Here is a 16,717-nt window from a genome sequence, read left to right as displayed (position 1 = left end):
CGCGAGGGCCGGCGCGGCCGCGGGCGCCACCCCCGCCGGCGCGGCGGCGGCGGCCGGGCGGGCGGAGACGCGCCCGCCCGGCACCACGGTCAGCCCCTCCGGCTTGCCCGGCGCCGCCTGGGCCGGCACGGCATCGATGCCGGTGGCAACGACCGAGACGCGCAGCCGGCCGTTCATCGTCTCGTCGAGGGAGGAGCCGAAGATGATGTTGGCGTCCTCGTCCACCTCCTTGCGGATGCGGTTCGCCGCCTCGTCCACCTCGAACAGCGTCATGTCGTAGCCGCCGGTGATGTTGATCAGCACCCCCTTGGCGCCGCGCATCGAGGTGTCCTCGAGCAGCGGGTTGCTGATCGCCGCCTCGGCGGCCTTCACCGCGCGGTCGTCGCCCTCGGCCTCGCCGGTGCCCATCATCGCCTTGCCCATCTCCGCCATCACGGTGCGGATGTCGGCGAAGTCGAGGTTCACCACCCCCGGGTTCACCATCAGGTCGGTCACGCCGCGCACGCCCATGTAGAGGACGTTGTCGGCCATCTTGAACGCTTCCATGAAGGTGGTGCGCTCATTGGCCAGCCTGAACAGGTTCTGGTTCGGGATGATGATGAGCGTGTCGACGAACTGCTGCAGCTCCTCGATCCCCTGCTCGGCGGCGCGGCGGCGCTTCGGCCCCTCGAAGTCGAAGGGGCGGGTCACCACGCCCACCGTCAGCACGCCCCGCTCGCGCGCCATGCGCGCGATCACCGGCGCGGCGCCGGTGCCGGTGCCGCCGCCCATGCCGGCGGTGATGAACACCATGTGCGCGCCATCGAGGTGGCGGGCCAGCTCCTCCGTCGCCTCCTCGGCGGCGGCGCGGCCGATCTCGGGCTTGGCGCCGGCGCCGAGGCCCTGCGTCAGGTGCGGGCCGAGCTGCACGCGCCGCTCCGCCTTGCTGTGCACGAGCGACTGCGCGTCGGTGTTCGCCACCACGAACTCCACGCCGTCGAGGCCCATGGCGATCATGTTGTTGACCGCGTTGGTGCCGCCGCCGCCCACCCCGATGACGGTGATGCGGGGGCTGAAATCCGTGTGCTGCGACACGGGGAGCGTGAGGTTCAGGGTCATGGGCGGGCGTGCCTCCTCAACTCGCAAAGGGGGAATGCGCTCCGAGTCGCGTCTCGGAGTTGAATCACGGTGCGTGTATTGCATCCACAGGTTTTTGGCATGGCGCGGCGCTCACACACGGTCGCGCAGCCAGTTCACCAGGCGCCGGAACAGGCCCGGCGCGCGGTCCCGCCCCGGCAGCAGGTCGAGCAGCGGCCTGCCCTCGCCCGCGGCCCAGGCGAGCAGGCCGATCGGCGCGGCGAAGCCGGGGCCGGAGGCGGTCTCGGGCAGGCCGCGCACCGGGTGCGGCCGGCCGAGCCGCACCTGCCGCTCCAGCACCCGCGCCGCGAGCTCGCGCGCGCCGACGAGCTGGCTCGCGCCGCCTGTCAGCACCACGCGCCGCCCGGTCTCCCCGCCGAGCCCCGCCGCCTCCAGCCGGTCGCGCACCAGCTCGAAGGTCTCCTCGAGCCGGGGGCGGATGATGTTGATCACCATCGCCCGCGGGATGCGCGCGATGTGGTCCTCCTCCTCGCCCACCATCGGCACGGCGAGCCACTCCTTGTCGTCGTCCGGCGCGGACAGCGCGCCGCCGTGCAGCGTCTTCAGCCGCTCGGCATGGGCGATCGGGGTGGAGAGGCCGCGGGCGAGGTCGTTGGTCACGTTCCATCCGCCCACCGGGATCTGCGCCGTGTGCAGCAGGTGGCCGTCATGGAACACCGCGAGCGAGGTGGTGCCGCCGCCCATGTCGATGACGGTGACGCCGAGCTGCTTCTCGTCCTCGACCAGCGTGGCGAGGCCGGCGGCGAAGGGGGCGGAGACCACCTCCTCCACCTCCAGGTCGCAGCGCGCGAGGCAGGCGCCGAGGCTGCGGAGGCTCGCCTGCGCCGCGTCCACCAGGTGCAGCCGCGCGGTCAGCGTCTCGCAGATCATGCCGCGCGGGTCGTCGGCACCCGGCGTCGCGTCCATGGTGAAGCCGAGCGGGAAGGCGTGCACCGTCTCCCGCCCGTCCTCGGCGCTGCGCCGGCGGCCCTCGTGCAGGATGGCGCGCAGGTCGGCCTCGGTCACCGCGCGGCCGCCGATCGGCCACTGGATGTGCTGCTGGCGGCTCTCCGGCTGCCCGCAGGAGAGATTGACGATGCAGGAGGAGAGCTGGAGGTCCGCCATCTCCTCCGCCTGGCCGACGGCGGCGCGGATCGCCTGCTCCGCCTCGGCGAGGTCGATGATGCTGCCGGCCTTGACGCCGCGCGAGCGCTGCCAGCCGAAGCCGAGCACCCGCGGCTCCGCCTCCGCGCCCTCGATGCGCGCGATCAGGCAGACGGTCTTGGTGGTGCCGATGTCGAGCACGCCGAAGCTGCCCTGGCGCGCGGCGCGGCGGCGGGCGCGGGCGGGCGGCACGGGCGGGGGCAGGCGGCTGATCTGGTTCATCCGCGGCCGCTCCTCGCCCGCTGCGCCGCCGGCGGCGGCTCCTGCGGCGCCTGGCCGGGCGGCAGGCGCAGCACCAGCCTGTCCGGCAGGCGGAGGTCGATCGCCGCCAGCGGGCGGTCGAGCAGGCGCTGCGCCGCGTGCAGCTCGACCAGGCGGGCGAGCGCCGCCGCCTCCTGGCCTTCCGGCAGCAGCACGTCGGTGCCGTTGCGCAGCCTGAGGTTCCAGCGCCGCTCGGCGACGCGCACCAGGGCGTGGGTGCGGTCCGCCAGCTCGGGCATGGCCTGCAGCAGATCGACCATCGGCGCGGCGATGCGCTCCGCGCCCGCGCCGACCACCAGCGGCAGGCGGCCGAACTGGCCGATGTCCTCGGTGGTGACGACGTTGCCCTCGCGGTCTATCACCGCGAAGCGGCCGTCGCGCTGCCAGATGGCGAAGGGGCGGCGCTCCTCGATGCGCACGCGGATGGTGCCGGAGAGGTGGCGCTCCACATGGGCGCGCTCCACCCAGGCGATCAGCTCCAGGCGCTCCTTGGCGACGTGCGGATCGAAGCCGAGCAGCGGGTCGCCGCGGCGCACCCCGATCGCCTCCCGCACCAGGTCGAGCGGCGCGTTGCGGTGCCCCTCCAGCGTCACCTCCTGCACGGTCAGGCCGGCGCCGGCCGCGATCTCCGCCGCCCCGTCCCAGAGCGCGGCGAGGCGCCCCGCGGGATCGGCGGCGAGCACCGCGAGCCCCGCCGCGCCGAGCGCGCCGGCGCCGAGCAGGCCGAGCGCCGCCGGGCGCAGCAGCGCCCGCCGCCGGCGCAGCCACAGCCTGAGGCGCGAGGGGCGCCCCGGCGCGCTCGGCGCGGCGGCGCGGCCGCGGCGGGGCGCGGCCTCGCGCGGGAGGCGGAGCGGCTCACGCGCCATGGCGCGCCTCCCGCACCATCCAGGCGCAGAGGGCGGGGAAGGAGATGCCGCAATGCGCCGCCTGCTCCGGCACCAGGGAGGTGCGCGTCATGCCGGGCTGGGTGTTGACCTCGAGCAGCACCACCCGCCCGGGCTCCCCGGCGGTGTCGTCGTAGCGGAAATCGGCGCGCGAGACGCCGCGGCAGCCGAGCGCGCGGTGCGCCGCCAACGCCACCTCCATCGCCCGCTCCGCCGCCCGGGGGTGGACCGGGGCGGGAATGGCGTGGCGGCTGCCGCCTTCGGCGTACTTCGCCTCGTAGTCGTAGAAGCCGTGGTCGGTGGTGATCTCCGTCACCGCCAGCGGCCGGTCGCCCATCACCGCCACCGTCAGCTCGCGCCCGGGGACGAAGCGCTCGGCCATGATGCGCCGCCCGTAGCGCCAGTCGCGCGCGATCGCCTGGCGCCGGTTGTCGCCCGCGCGGATGATCTCGACGCCGACCGAGGAGCCCTCGTTCACCGGCTTCACCACATAGGGCCGCGGCAGCGGGTCCCTCGCCTCCAGCTCCTCCGGCGTGACGACGCGCCCCTCCTCCACCGGCAGGCCGGCGGCGGCGAACACCGCCTTCGCCGCCTGCTTGTCCATGGCGAGGGAGGAGGCGCGCACGCCCGAATGGGTGTAGGGGATGCCCATCCAGTCCAGCACGCCCTGGATGCAGCCATCCTCGCCGTAGCGGCCATGCAGCGCGTTGAACACCACGTCCGGCCGCGCCCGGTCGAGCGCGGTCACCAGCGCCGCGAGGTCGGGGCCCGCCTCCATCGGCAGCACCTCGAAGCCCGCCTCGCGCAGCGCGGCGACGCACTGCGCGCCCGAGGCGAGGCTCACCTCCCGCTCGGCGGAGATCCCGCCGTAGAGCACCGCCACCCGCGTCATTGCCCCGTCATTCCCCCTGCCGGCAGGCCGAGCCGCCGGATCTCCCATTCCAGCGCGATGCCGCTCGTGGCCAGCACGCGCGCGCGCACCGCCTCGCCGAGCGATTCCAGGTCGGCGGCGGTGGCGCCGCCGGTGTTGATGAGGAAGTTGCAGTGCTTCTCGCTGACCTCGGCGCCGCCGCAGCGCATGCCGCGGCAGCCGGCGGCGTCTATCAGCTCCCAGGCCTTGCGCCCGGGCGGGTTCTTGAAGGTGGAGCCGCCGGTGCGCGCGCGCACCGGCTGCGCCGCCTCGCGCGCGGCGCGGATCGCGCGCATGCGGGCGAGGATGGCGGCGCGCTCGCCCGGCGCGGCGCGGAAGCGGGCGCGCACCACCACCATCTCGGGCGGCACGCTGGCCTGGCGGTAGGCGAAGCGGAAGGCCGCGGCCGGAAGGCGCTCGATGCCGCGCGGCGTCGCCACCTCCGCCCAGTCGAGCACGTCCTTCACCTCGGTGCCGTAGGCGCCGGCGTTCATGACCACGGCGCCGCCCACGCTGCCCGGAATGCCGCAGAGGAACTCCAGCCCTGCGAGCCCCGCCGCCGCCGCGTGCTCGGCGACCGTGGCGCCGAGGGCCGCGGCGCCGGCGACGATGCCCTCGGCCTCGACCGCGATGCCCCCGAAGGCCCCGCCCAGGCGCAGCACCGCGCCCGGCAGGCCGCCGTCGCGGATGATGAGGTTGGAGGCGGCGCCGATCACCGTCACCGGCATTCCCGCCGGGCGATGGCGCAGCAGCGCCACCACGTCCTCGGCGTCGGCGGGGCGCACCAGCCACTCCGCCGGCCCGCCGACGCGGAACCAGGTGAAGGGCGCGAGGACCACGCCGGCCTGCACGCGCCCGCGCAGCGCGGGGATGGCGCCGCCCGCCATGCGCGCGCTCATGCCGCACCGCCGCGGCGCAGCGGCGCCACGCGCGAGACCGGGCTGCGCGCCTGCAGCGCGGCGAGCTGCTCGGGCAGCGCGTGCGCCCAGGCCGTGATGTTGCCGGCGCCGAGGCAGACCACGTAGTCGCCGGGGCGGGCGATGGCGTGGATCATCTCCGCCAGCGACTCCGGGCCGGGCAGCGGCACCACGCTGCGATGGCCACGGGCGCGCAGCCCTTCCACCAGCGCGTCCTTGTCGAGGCCCTCGATCGGCGGCTCGCCCGCCGCGTAGACATCCGCGATGATGACGGTGCCCGCGTCGTTCATGCAGGTGCAGAACTCCTCGAACAGCGTGGCGAGGCGGGAGTAGCGGTGCGGCTGCACCACCGCGATCACGTCCCGCGCTCCGGCCTGCCGCGCCGCCTTCAGCACCGCCGCGATCTCCACCGGGTGGTGGCCGTAGTCGTCGATCACCGTGATGCCGCCGGCCTCGCCGACGCGGGTGAAGCGCCGCTTCACCCCCTTGAAGCCGGCGAGCGCGCTGCGGATGGACTGCTCGTCTATGTCCATCTCGACGCCGATGGCGATGGCGGCCAGCGCGTTCTGCACGTTGTGGCTTCCCAGCATGGGCAGGCGGAACGGCTTGAGGGTGCGGCTGCGCCCGCTCGCGCGGTCCTGCACCACCACCTCGAAGGTGGCGCCCATGCGGTCGGTGATCACGCGCTCCGCCCGCACGTCGGCCTGGGGCGAGAAGCCGTAGGTGACGATGCGGCGGTCGAGGCGCGGGATCATCGCCTGCACCTCGGGGTGGTCGAGGCAGAGCACGGCGAAGCCGTAGAAGGGGATGTTGCCGACGAACTGGGCGTAGCCCTCGCGCATTGCCTCGGCGGTGCCCCAGTGGTCGAGGTGCTCGGCGTCCATGTTGGTCACCACCGCCACCACGGAGGGCAGGCGCAGGAAGGAGCCGTCGCTCTCGTCCGCCTCCACCACCATCCAGTCGCCCGCGCCGAGGCGGGTGTTGGTGCCGTAGGCGTTGACGATGCCGCCGTTGATCACGGTGGGGTCGAGGCGCGCCGCCTCCAGCACCGCCGCGACCAGGCTGGTGGTGGTGGTCTTGCCGTGGGTGCCGCCGACCGCGATGGACCATTTCAGGCGCATCAGCTCGGCCAGCATCTCCGCCCGCCGCACCACGGGAATGAGGTGGGCGCGCGCCGCCTGCACCTCCGGATTGTCGCGCCGCACCGCCGTCGAGACCACGACCACCTGCGCGTTGCCCAGATTCTCCGCGGCATGGCCGATCGCCACCGGGATTCCGGCCTCGCGCAGCCGGGCGACGTTGTAGCCCTCGGCGATGTCGCTGCCCTGCACCTGGTAGCCGAGGTTGTGCAGCACCTCGGCGATGCCGGACATGCCGATGCCGCCGATGCCGACGAAGTGGATGGGACCGATCGAGAGGGGGAGGGCACGCATCAGCGGGGTTCCGTCGCGCCGGAGGCGCGCTGTTCGATAGAGGCGCCGGAGGCGCGCTGTTCGATAGAGGCGCCGGAGGCGCGCGGTTCGACAGAGGCGCCGGAGGCGCGCGGTTCGACAGAGGCACCGGAGGGGCGCGGTTCGGCGGGGAGGCCCGCGGCGCGGTCGCGCACCAGCGCGAGCACGAGCTCGGCCAGGCGCTGCGCCGCCTGCGGCTGGGCGAGGCGCGCCGCCGCCGCCGCCGCGCGTTCGAGGCGCGCGGGGTCGGCGAGCAGCGCGCCGAGCAGCAGGGCGAGGCTCGCCGCGGTGAAGTGCGGCTGCGCCACCAGCCAGGCGGCGCCCGCCTCCTCCAGCGCGCGGGCGTTGGCGCGCTGGTGGTCGTCGATCGCGCCCGGCAGCGGCACCAGCACCGCGGGGCGGCCGGCGCAGGCGAGTTCGGCCACGGTGGAGGCGCCGGCGCGCGCGATGACGAGATGCGCCGTGGCGAGGCGGCCGGCGACGTCGGGGAAGAAGGGCGAGAGCTCCGCCGGCACCCCTCCCGCCGCATAGGCGGCGCGCACCCGGCCGAGATCCTCCGGGCGGCACTGCTGCGCCACCACCAGCCTCTCGCGCAGCCCGGGCGGCAGCGCGGCGACGGCGCCCGGCACCACGTCGGCGAAGACGCGCGCGCCGAGCGAGCCGCCGAGCACGAGGAGGCGCAGCGCGCCCTCCGGCTGGGGCGCGGCGTAGCCCTGGCCGGCGAGCGCGGCGAGGGCGGGGCGCACCGGGTTGCCCACCACCTCCGCCCGGCAGCCCGCCGGCAGCCTGGCCGTGGCGGCATGGGAGAGGGCGAGCAGGTCGGCGCGCGGGGCGAGCCAGCGGTTGGCGCGGCCGAGCACGGCGTTCTGCTCGTGCAGCACCGTCACCGGGCGCCGTCCCGGCAGCAGCCGCGCCGCGAGCAGCGGCGGCACGCTCGGGTAGCCGCCGAAGCCCACCACCGCGGCGGCGGAAAGCGCGCGCAGCAGCCGCCGCGCCTGCAGCGTGCCCGCGGCGAGCGCCGCCGCGCCCCGCAGCGCCTGCGCCGCGCCGCGCCCGGCGAGGCCGGCGCCCCGCAGCACGAAGCGCTCGGCATTGGCGAAGGCGGGGCTGTCGAAGGCGGCGGAGCGCGCATCCGTCATCAGCGCCACGCGCTCCCCGCGCGCGAGCAGCGCCGCGGCCAGCGCCTCGGCGGGGAAGAGGTGCCCGCCGGTGCCGCCCGCGGCGATGACGATCGGCTCCACCCGCGGCGCCCTCATGCGCCGAGCTCCGCGCGGTTCGGGCGGCGGCGGGTCAGCGCCAGCAGCATCCCCATGCCGAGCGCGATCGCCAGCACCGAGGAGCCGCCATAGGAGACGAAGGGCAGGGTCATGCCCTTGGTCGGGATCAGGTGCAGCGAGGAGGCCATGTTGACGAAGGCCTGCAGCCCGAACTGCGCGAGCAGCCCGGTCGCGGCCAGCACGACGAACAGGTCGGTCTCCGCCAGCAGCCGGATCAGGCCCCGCACCACGATGAAGGCGAACAGCGCCAGGATCACGGCGCAGACGATGAAGCCGAACTCCTCCCCCGCCACGGCGAAGACGAAGTCCGCGTGCGCGTCCGGCAGCACGTTCTTGACGCGCCCCTCTCCCGGCCCGCGGCCGAACAGCCCGCCATGGCCGAAGGCTTCCAGCGAGCGGGTGATCTGGTAGGTGTCGCCCGCCGCCGGGTCGAGGAAGCGGTCCACGCGGCTGCGCACGTGCGGCAGCACGTGGTAGGCGGCGACCGCGAGCGCCGCCCCCGCCGCGCCGACGATGCCGACCGCGACGATGTTCAGCCCCGCGACGAAGAACTGCGCGAGGCAGACGGCCACCACCACCATCAGCATGCCGAAATCCGGCTGCGCCTTCAGGATCAGGGCGATCACGCCGAGCAGCAGCAGCGCCGCCGTCGGCCAGAGGAAGCGCCCGGGATGGGCGAGAAGCCCCTGCCGCCCGCCGCCGAGGGCCAGCGCCTGCGACGCCTTTCCCTCGGCCAGCATCCAGGCCGTGACCACGGCGAAGCAGGGCTTCAGGAACTCCGAGGGCTGCATGGTGCCGAGCAGCGGCAGGGCGAGCCAGCGGCGCGCCCCCTTGGTCTCGAAGCCGATCGCCAGCGTCGCCGCGGTCAGCGCCAGCGCGCCGAGGCAGCCGAGCACGGCGAGGCGGCGCACGTCGCGCGGCGAGAGCAGCGACACGGCGACCATCAGCGCCGCGGCGAGGCCGAGGAACACCACCTGCTTGACGAAGAGCAGCCCGCGCGCCGCCGAGCCGATGACGCGCTCGGCCACCGCCGGGCTCGCCGCCAGCATCATCACGTAGCCGAAGCCGATCAGCACCAGCAGCGCCGCCAGCGTCCAGCGGTCCACCGTCCACCACCAGCGGCCGAGGACGGAGGTATCGGCGCGACTCACGGCCATCAGGCGGCCCTCCCCACCTGCAGCGCCCGCACCAGGGCGCGGAAGCGCTCGCCGCGGGCCTCGAAGCCGCTGAACTGGTCGAAGCTCGCGCAGGCGGGCGAGAGCAGCACCACGGGCGCGGCCCCGGCGAAGGCCGCCGCCGCGGCGGCCGGCACCGCCGCCTCCAGCGTCCCGGCGATCTCGTGCGGCACGCCGTGCGCGGCGAGGGTGCGGGCGAACTCCTCCGCCGCCTCGCCGATCAGCACGGCGCGGGCGATGCGCGGGAAGAGCGGCGCCAGGCTGCCGATGCCGCCCGCCTTGGCCCGCCCGCCGGCGATCCAGACCACGCGCGCGTAGCTCGCCAGGGCGCGGGCGGCGCTGTCGGCGTTGGTGGCCTTGCTGTCGTTGACGAAGCGCACCCCCGCGACCTCGGCCACCGCCTCCTGCCGGTGCGGCAGGCCGGGATAGCTGCGGAGCCCCTCGGCCAGCGCGGCGCGGGAGAGGCCGAGGCCGAGCGCGCAGGCGGCGGCGGCGGCGGCGTTCTGCGCGTTGTGGGCGCCGGGCAGGGCAGGGGCCTCGCGCAGGTCGAGCAGGGGGCCGGATTCGTCGCGCAGCAGCGGCCCCTCGGCCCAGATCCCGCCCGGCTGCGGCGCGGTGCCGGAGACGGGCACGCAGCGCGCGACGAGGCCCGCGCGCAGGCCGCGGCTCCAGGCATCGTCCATGCCGAGCACGGCAAGGTCTTCCGGCCGCTGCCGGGCGAAGATCCGCGCCTTGGCGGCGGCATAGCCTTCCATGTCGCCATGCCGGTCGAGATGGTCGGGGGAGAGGTTCAGCATCGCCCCTAGGTTGAATCTCACCGACGCAACTCGTTCAAGTGTATAGGACGACATTTCGAGGGCGTACACACCAGACGACCCCAAGATGTTGAGGGAGAGCGCCGCAGGTCCGAGATTGCCGCCCGCCTCCGCCTCCAGCCCGGCCCGGCGCAGCAGGTGATGGATCAACGCCGTGGTGGTGGACTTGCCGTTGGTGCCGGTGATGCCGAGGAAACGCGCGGTCGAGCCCGCCGCCCGCACGGCGCGGAACAGGTACTCGACGTCGGAGAGGATCGGCGCTCCCGCCGCCCGTGCCGCCGCCGCTGCGGGGTGCGGGCGCGGCAGCAGGTGCGGGATGCCGGGGGAGAGCAGCAGCGCGTCGTGGCGGAACCGCCCCGCCGCCGGGTCGGCCACCGCGAGCCCGGCCCGCGCCGCCTCCTCCCGCGCCGCCTCCGCATCGTCCCAGCAGGCGACCTCCGCGCCCCAGTCGCGCAGGCGCAGCGCCGCCGGCAGCCCGGCACGGCCGAGCCCGACCACGGCGACGCGGTGGCCGGCGAAGGGACGGAATTCCGGGGCGGTGCGGGGCGCGCTCATCGGATCTTCAGCGTCGACAGCCCGATCAGCGCCAGCACCATGGCGATGATCCAGAAGCGTATGACGATGGTCGGTTCCGCCCAGCCCTTCTTCTCGAAATGGTGGTGCAGCGGCGCCATCAGGAAGACGCGCCGGCCGGTACGCTTGAACCAGAAGACCTGGATGATGACGCTGACCGTCTCGACCACGAACAGGCCGCCGACGATCGCCAGCACGATCTCGTGCTTGGTCGCCACCGCCACCGCGCCGAGCGCCCCGCCGAGGGAGAGCGAGCCGGTATCCCCCATGAACACCGCCGCCGGGGGCGCGTTGAACCACAGGAAGCCGAGCCCCGCCCCGATCAGCGCCGAGCAGAACACCGCCAGCTCGTTCGCCCCGGCCACGGGGTGGAGCTGCAGGTAGTCCGCCATCACCCGGTTGCCGACCAGGTAGGCGATCAGGGCGAAGACGCCGGCGGCGATCATCGCCGGAACGATCGCCAGGCCGTCGAGCCCGTCCGTGAGGTTCACGGCGTTCGACGCGCCCATCATCACCAGCATGCCCACCAGCGGGAACAGCAGGCCGAAGGGGATCAGCACGTCCTTGAACACCGGCACCGCCAGCTTGTCCGAGAGCGGCCCGGGCAGCAGGGAGCAGATCCAGATCGCCGCGACGAGCCCCACCGCCGCCTGTACCGCGAGCTTCACCCGCCCCGGCACGCCCTTCGTGTTGCGCTTGGTCACCTTCAGCCAGTCGTCGGCGAAGCCGAGCAGCCCGTAGCCCACCGTGACCAGCAGCACCGCCCAGACCAGGCCGTTGCGCAGGTCGGCCCAGAGCAGCGTGCCGAGCACCACCGCCATCAGGATCAGCACGCCGCCCATGGTCGGCGTGCCCTTCTTCTCGATCAGGTGGCGCTCCGGCCCGTCGCTGCGGATCGGCTGCCCGCCGCGCTGGAAGGAGCGCAGCCAGCGGATCATCGTCGGGCCGAGGACGAGGGAGAAGACCAGCGCGGTCAGGCAGGCCGCGCCCGAGCGGAAGGTGGTGTAGCGCACCAGGTTGAAGAGCGCGAATTCCTCCGCGTAGGGAGCGAAGAGGTTGAAGATCACGATGCGTCCCCTGCGGGCTGAAGGGACAGCGCCTCTACCACCACGGCCATGCGCGAGCCCAGAGCGCCCTTGACCAGAATCGCGTCGCCCGGGCGCAGCGCGGCGCGCAGCAGCGGAACGAGCGCGGCCGAATCGGGCGCGTGCCCGCCGCGCTTCGCGGGCGGCAGCGCCTCGAAGAGGTGCGCCATGCCGTCGCCGCAACAGAACACCAGGTCGGCCGCCGCCGCCGCATCGGGGGCGAGGGCGGCGTGCAGCGCCGCGGACTGCGCGCCGAGCTCGCGCATCTCGCCCAGCACGGCGATGCGCCGCGCCGCCGGGCGCAGCGCCAGCGCCGCCAGGGCGGCGCGCATCGCCGGCGGGGCGGCGTTGTAGCTCTCGTCGATCAGCAGCGCGGTGCCGCCGGGCACCGCGACCGGCCGTGCCCCGCCCCGCCCCGCCCCCGGCGCGTAGGCGGCGAGCGCTGGCGCCGCGCGCGCCGGATCCCCGCCGAGCGCCGCCACCACGGCGAGGGCGCAGGCGGCGTTGCGCGCGTGGTGCAACCCGACCGCGGGCATCGCCAGCGCCACCTCGGCGCCGAGCACGGAAAGCCGCGCGCGAACCCCCTCCGGCCCCGCCGCCGCCTCGACCAGCCGCGACTCGGCCGCCGCGCCGCTGCCGAAGCCGATCACCCGCGCCGCCCCCGCCTCGCGCGCCATCGCGGCCAGCCGGGGGAAGAAGGGGCTGTCGCGGTCGAGCACCGCCACCCCGCCGGGCTCCAGCCCCGCGGCAATGCTGCCCTTCTCCTCGGCGATGGCCTCGAGGCTGCCGAGATGGCCGACATGCGCCTCCCCGATCGCGGTGACGGCGACGACATGCGGGCGGGCGAGGCGGGCGAGGGGCGCGATCTCCCCCGGGTTGTTCATGCCGATCTCGATCACCGCGAACTCGGCGCCGCGCGGCAGCCGCGCCAGGGTCAGCGGCACGCCCCAGTGGTTGTTGTAGGAGGCGACCGCGGCATGGGTCGGGCCGAGGGCGCCGAGCAGCAGGCGCAGCATCTCCTTGGTGCCGGTCTTGCCGACGCTGCCGGTGACCGCCACCGCCCGCCCCGCGAAGCGCGCCCGCCCCGCCGCGCCGAGCGCCCGCAGCCCCTCCATGGTGTCGCCGACGCGCAGCAGCGCCGCCCCCGGCGCGACGCCCGGCGGGTCGCGGTCCACCATGGCGGCGGCGGCGCCGCGGGCCAGCGCGTCGGCGACGAAATCATGCCCGTCCCGCGCGTCGCGCAGCGCCACGAACAGCGCGCCCGGCGCGATGCCGCGGCTGTCGATGGCGACGCCGGAGACGGCGACCTCGGCGGCGAGCGCGCCGCCGGTCGCCGCGCGCAGCTCGGCGGCGGTCCAGAGCGGGGCGGTCATGCGCCGCCTCCCGCCAGCGCGCGCACCACCGCGGCGTCGTCGAAGGGCAGCGTCACGGCCCCGATGGTCTGCCCGCTCTCATGCCCCTTGCCGGCCACCGCCAGCACGTCCCCGGGCCCGAGATCGGCCATGGCGGCGGCGATGGCGGCGCGGCGCTCCCCCGCATCCACCCCGCCCGGGCAGCCGGCCAGCACCGCGGCGCGGATCGCCGCCGGATCCTCGCTGCGCGGATTGTCGTCGGTGACCCAGCAGCGGTCGGCGAGCCGCGCGCAGGCGGCGCCCATCAGCGGCCGCTTGCCCGGATCCCGGTCGCCGCCGGCGCCGAACAGCACGTGCAGCCGCGCCCCCGGCGCGACATGCGGGCGCAGCGCGGCGAGAAGGCGCTCCAGCGCGTCCGGCGTGTGGGCGTAGTCCACATACACGGCGGCGCCGTTCGGCAGCCGCGCCGCCAGCTCCATCCGCCCGCGCACGCCGGCAAGCCGCGGCAGGGCGGCGAGGGCGCGGGCGGCGTCCATCCCCGTCGCCACCGCGAGCGCGAGCGCGAGCAGCGCATTGTCGGCCTGGAAGCGGCCGGGCAGGGCCAGGCGCAGCTCCGTGCGCAGGCCGAAGGCCGCCACCTCCAGCGCCTGGCCGTCCGGCAGCGGCTGCTGGCGGATCAGGCGCACCTCCCCGCCCGCCTCGCCCACCGTCATCAGCCGGAGGCCCCGCCGGGCGGCGATGGCGGACAGCGCCGCCAGCGTCTCCGCCTCCATCTCGGCGTTCGCCACCGCCGGCGCGCCGGGCGGGAGCAGCGCCTCGAACAGGCGCAGCTTGGCCGCGCGGTAGGCGGCCATGGAGCCGTGGTAGTCGAGGTGGTCGCGCGTCAGGTTGGTGAAGCCCGCCGCGGCGAGCCGCGCCCCGTCGAGCCGCCGCTGCTCGATCCCGTGCGAGGAGGCCTCCATCGCCGCGCACCGCACCCCCGCCCGCGCGAGGTCGGCGAGCGTCGCGTGCAGCGTCACCGGGTCGGGGGTGGTCAGCGAGGCGCCGGGGGCGAACCCCTCCGCCACCAGGCCGAGCGTGCCGAGGGAGGCGGCGCGGTGGCCGGCCAGCGTCCAGAGCTGGCGGAGGAAGTCCACCGTGCTGGTCTTGCCGTTGGTACCGGTGACGGCGACGAGCGTCTCGGGCTGCGCGCCAGCCAGGGCGGCGGCCATCAGCGCCAGCGCCCGCCGCGGGTCGGCGGCGGCGATCAGCGGCCGCGGCGGGGCGCCGGCCGGCCAGGAGGTGCCCTCGGGCGCGAGCACCGCCACCGCGCCGCGCGCCACCGCCTCGGGGATGTAGGCGCGGCCGTCGTTCCGGGTGCCGCACAGGGCCGCGAACAGGAAACCGGGCCTTACGGCCCGGCTGTCCGCGGTCAGACCGGCGATGGCCGCCTCCGGCGGCAGGTCCGGCGGCGGGGCCAGCCCGCCTTCCCTGAGCAGGTCAGCGAGGCGCATGCGCCGCCCCCTCCGCAGGCGCGGTGGCGAGGCGCAGCCCGGCCGGCGCCTCGGTGCGCCGCAGCGCCGGCGGCTCGACGGCGCGCTGCGGCAGCGGCATCTGCCCCGGCGGCGGCTCGGCGCGCGCGGCGCCCGCCGGCGGGCGGGCGGGCGGGGGCGCCGAGGCGGCGCGCGGCTGGGCGGCGGGGGGCGCGGCGGGCTGGCGCGGCGGGCGCGGCGGCTGCAGCGGGATCGCGAGCACCTGCTGGATCAGCGGCACGCGCTCGGTCTCCGGCACCAGGCCGAGGATCGGCGCGACGCGGCGGATCACCGCGCCCGCGGCCGGCGCCGCCACCCAGCCGGCGGTGGCATAGCCGTGGCTGCGCGCGTTCGGCTTCGGTTCGTCCACCATGATGTAGAAGGCGTAGCGCGGCGCGTTCATCGGGAAGGCGCCGACGAAGGCGGCGATGCGCTTGTCCTGCAGGTAGCCGCCGCGCGGGCCGACCTTCTGCGCCGTACCGGTCTTGCCGCCGACGAAGTAGCCCGGCACCTCCGCGCTCCTGCCCGAGCCCTCGGTGACGACGAGGCGCATCAGCCGGCGCATTGTCTCCGAGGTGCGCTCGGAGATCACGCGCACCCCCTCGCGCTCCGCCCCCGGCGGCTGCGCCACCAGGGTCGGCTGGCGCAGGATGCCGCCATTGGCCAGCGCCGCGACGCCGTTCACCACGTGCAGCGGCGTGACCGAGATGCCGTGGCCGAAGCCGATGGTCATGGTGTTGATGTCGCGCCAGCCCTGGGCGGAGGGGGCGAGGGGCCGCGCGGTCTCGGGCAGCTCCACCTGCAGGCGCTGCAGCATGCCCATGCGGGCCATGAACTCGCGGTGGCGCTGCGGCCCGACCGCGACCGCCATGTGCGCGGAGGCGATGTTGGAGGAGTAGGCGACGATCTCGGGCACCGCCAGCCAGCGGTTCTTGCCGCGGAAGTCGCTGATGGTGAAGCGGCCGTAGCGGATCGGGCGCGAGGCGTCGTAGCCGCCCCAGAGGTTCACCGTGCCGTAGTCCAGCGCCATCGCCGTGGTGAACAGCTTGAAGGTCGAGCCCGGCTCGTACACGCCGACGGTGGCGCGGTTGAAGGTGGGGTCGGTGTCGGTGCCGCCGCGCCGCGCCGGCTGCTGCGGCCGGCGCACCAGGCTCATCGGGTCGGAGGGGTCGTAGTCGGGCAGGCTGACCATGGCCAGCACCTCGGCGGTGTGCACGTCCATGATCACCCCGGCGCCGCCGATGCCGTTGAAGTCCGCGATCGCCGCCTGCACCGCCTCGCGCAGCGCCACCTGCACCCGGATGTCTATGGAGAGGCGCAGCGGCGCGCGGTCGGTGCGCAGCCGCTCGTCGAACGCCTTCTCCACCCCGGCGATGCCGTTCCCGTCCACGTCCACCTGCCCGATGATGTGCGCCGCCGAGGCGCCCTGCGGGAAGAAGCGCCGCTCGGCGGGGCGGAAGTGGAAGCCGGGCTGGCCGAGATTGTTCACCGCGAGCATCTGCCGCGGCGTCAGGTTGCGGACGATGTAGGCGAACTCGACCGGCCGGTCGGTGCCGGGCACGTTGCGCTTCGTCAGCCGCTCGATCAGCCGCTCGCGGTCGAGGTTGGGCAGCACCGTCAGCAGCCGGTCGGCGGCGGCGACGGGGTCGCTGATCTCCTGCGGGTTGGCGTAGAGCTCCATCACCCGCAGCGAGACGGCGAGCACCTCGCCGTTGCGGTCGGTGATCGGGGCGCGCGCCACCGGCGGCTCCCCGGCCGGCACGGTCGGGGCGGCGCGCAGCCGCGGCTGGGCGGGGTCCACCAGCGTGGCGAGGGTGAGCTTCACCCCGACGGCGGCGAAGAGCACCGAGAAGCCGCCCGCGGCCAGCACCAGCCGCCCGCGGGTGCGCTCGATCTGGGCGCGGCGGGCGAGCTCGGGGGCGGCGACGCGCACCAGACCGCGCGCGCCGCCCGCGGCGGGCACCACCGTCCGCCCGGCCGGGGGCGCGTCCGGCGCGGGGGGCGGGCGCAGCTCCTCCGGGGCGCCGCCGGGCGTCATCGGGCGGCGCCGAGGCCCGCGGCGTTGGCCGCGCTGAAGGGTACGGGCGGGGCGAGCATCGGGCGGGAGGCGCCGAGCAGGGAGCCGACCGGCACCACCGCCGGCTCCGCCACCCGCACCGGCGGCGGGGCGGCGGCGCGCGCCGGAAGGGCGGCCGGCTCGGCGCGGGCGGCGGCGATGGCGGGGCG

Annotated in this window: 14 protein-coding genes; all 14 read right to left on the bottom strand. The window is 75.8% G+C overall.

The window, feature by feature from the left end:
• Window positions 1-1,098, bottom strand: a 1,098-nt coding sequence (gene ftsZ, locus ET526_RS19305) for a cell division protein FtsZ (RefSeq protein WP_135470355.1), incomplete at its 3' end; no start/stop codon positions are given.
• 111 nt (window positions 1,099-1,209) lie between these two features.
• Window positions 1,210-2,502: a cell division protein FtsA gene (ftsA, locus tag ET526_RS19300; RefSeq protein ID WP_135470353.1), complete on the bottom strand. Its 1,293-nt coding sequence runs from the start codon at window positions 2,500-2,502 to the stop codon at window positions 1,210-1,212.
• On the bottom strand, window positions 2,499-3,407 hold the full coding sequence (locus tag ET526_RS19295) for a cell division protein FtsQ/DivIB (protein WP_135470351.1): 909 nt from the start codon (window positions 3,405-3,407) through the stop codon (window positions 2,499-2,501). Before ET526_RS19295 ends, ftsA begins: the two co-directional genes overlap by 4 nt.
• Complete coding sequence (locus ET526_RS19290; protein ID WP_135470348.1) at window positions 3,397-4,317, bottom strand: D-alanine--D-alanine ligase; 921 nt, start codon at window positions 4,315-4,317, stop codon at window positions 3,397-3,399. The genes ET526_RS19295 and ET526_RS19290 overlap by 11 nt, the downstream gene beginning before the upstream one ends.
• Window positions 4,314-5,234: a UDP-N-acetylmuramate dehydrogenase gene (gene murB / locus ET526_RS19285; RefSeq protein WP_135470345.1), complete on the bottom strand. Its 921-nt coding sequence runs from the start codon at window positions 5,232-5,234 to the stop codon at window positions 4,314-4,316. The genes ET526_RS19290 and murB overlap by 4 nt, the downstream gene beginning before the upstream one ends.
• Window positions 5,231-6,685 carry a UDP-N-acetylmuramate--L-alanine ligase gene (murC, locus tag ET526_RS19280; RefSeq protein WP_135470343.1) on the bottom strand — a complete coding sequence of 485 codons (1,455 nt, stop codon included), beginning with the start codon at window positions 6,683-6,685 and terminating at the stop codon, window positions 5,231-5,233. The genes murB and murC overlap by 4 nt, the downstream gene beginning before the upstream one ends.
• Window positions 6,685-7,959, bottom strand: coding sequence for an undecaprenyldiphospho-muramoylpentapeptide beta-N-acetylglucosaminyltransferase (gene murG / locus ET526_RS19275; protein WP_135470341.1), 1,275 nt, complete (start codon window positions 7,957-7,959; stop codon window positions 6,685-6,687). Before murG ends, murC begins: the two co-directional genes overlap by 1 nt.
• A complete protein-coding gene (locus tag ET526_RS19270; RefSeq protein ID WP_135470339.1) occupies window positions 7,956-9,140 on the bottom strand; it encodes an FtsW/RodA/SpoVE family cell cycle protein in 1,185 nt (394 codons plus the stop codon). The genes murG and ET526_RS19270 overlap by 4 nt, the downstream gene beginning before the upstream one ends.
• A complete protein-coding gene (gene murD / locus ET526_RS19265; RefSeq protein WP_135470337.1) occupies window positions 9,137-10,525 on the bottom strand; it encodes a UDP-N-acetylmuramoyl-L-alanine--D-glutamate ligase in 1,389 nt (462 codons plus the stop codon). Before murD ends, ET526_RS19270 begins: the two co-directional genes overlap by 4 nt.
• The gene (gene mraY, locus ET526_RS19260; RefSeq protein WP_135470335.1) at window positions 10,522-11,610 is read right to left on the bottom strand and encodes a phospho-N-acetylmuramoyl-pentapeptide-transferase; all 1,089 of its coding nucleotides are present in this window, start codon (window positions 11,608-11,610) and stop codon (window positions 10,522-10,524) included. The genes murD and mraY overlap by 4 nt, the downstream gene beginning before the upstream one ends.
• The gene (locus ET526_RS19255; RefSeq protein ID WP_135470333.1) at window positions 11,607-13,001 is read right to left on the bottom strand and encodes a UDP-N-acetylmuramoyl-tripeptide--D-alanyl-D-alanine ligase; all 1,395 of its coding nucleotides are present in this window, start codon (window positions 12,999-13,001) and stop codon (window positions 11,607-11,609) included. Before ET526_RS19255 ends, mraY begins: the two co-directional genes overlap by 4 nt.
• On the bottom strand, window positions 12,998-14,473 hold the full coding sequence (locus ET526_RS19250) for a UDP-N-acetylmuramoyl-L-alanyl-D-glutamate--2,6-diaminopimelate ligase (RefSeq protein WP_135470331.1): 1,476 nt from the start codon (window positions 14,471-14,473) through the stop codon (window positions 12,998-13,000). Before ET526_RS19250 ends, ET526_RS19255 begins: the two co-directional genes overlap by 4 nt.
• Window positions 14,460-16,529 (bottom strand): peptidoglycan D,D-transpeptidase FtsI family protein, encoded by a 2,070-nt coding sequence (locus ET526_RS19245; RefSeq protein ID WP_135470329.1) that lies wholly within the window; start codon window positions 16,527-16,529, stop codon window positions 14,460-14,462. The genes ET526_RS19250 and ET526_RS19245 overlap by 14 nt, the downstream gene beginning before the upstream one ends.
• Window positions 16,526-16,717, bottom strand: a 192-nt coding sequence (locus tag ET526_RS21370) for a hypothetical protein (protein WP_408869778.1), incomplete at its 5' end; no start/stop codon positions are given. The genes ET526_RS21370 and ET526_RS19245, both read right to left, overlap by 4 nt.

The organism is Crenalkalicoccus roseus (genome assembly GCF_004761865.1).
Lineage (GTDB): Bacteria > Pseudomonadota > Alphaproteobacteria > Acetobacterales > Acetobacteraceae > Crenalkalicoccus > Crenalkalicoccus roseus.
This window is presented reverse-complemented; position numbering and strand designations above follow the sequence as displayed.

Coding starts and splice junctions, on each gene's coding strand:
- ET526_RS19295 (WP_135470351.1), bottom strand. CDS start 3,407: ATGGCGCGTGAGCCGCTCCGCCTCCCGCGCGAGGCCGCGCCCCGCCGC.
- murG (WP_135470341.1), bottom strand. CDS start 7,959: ATGAGGGCGCCGCGGGTGGAGCCGATCGTCATCGCCGCGGGCGGCACC.
- murB (WP_135470345.1), bottom strand. CDS start 5,234: ATGAGCGCGCGCATGGCGGGCGGCGCCATCCCCGCGCTGCGCGGGCGC.
- ET526_RS19255 (WP_135470333.1), bottom strand. CDS start 13,001: ATGACCGCCCCGCTCTGGACCGCCGCCGAGCTGCGCGCGGCGACCGGC.
- ET526_RS19250 (WP_135470331.1), bottom strand. CDS start 14,473: ATGCGCCTCGCTGACCTGCTCAGGGAAGGCGGGCTGGCCCCGCCGCCG.
- ftsA (WP_135470353.1), bottom strand. CDS start 2,502: ATGAACCAGATCAGCCGCCTGCCCCCGCCCGTGCCGCCCGCCCGCGCC.
- murD (WP_135470337.1), bottom strand. CDS start 10,525: ATGAGCGCGCCCCGCACCGCCCCGGAATTCCGTCCCTTCGCCGGCCAC.
- ET526_RS19290 (WP_135470348.1), bottom strand. CDS start 4,317: ATGACGCGGGTGGCGGTGCTCTACGGCGGGATCTCCGCCGAGCGGGAG.
- murC (WP_135470343.1), bottom strand. CDS start 6,685: ATGCGTGCCCTCCCCCTCTCGATCGGTCCCATCCACTTCGTCGGCATC.
- ET526_RS19245 (WP_135470329.1), bottom strand. CDS start 16,529: ATGACGCCCGGCGGCGCCCCGGAGGAGCTGCGCCCGCCCCCCGCGCCG.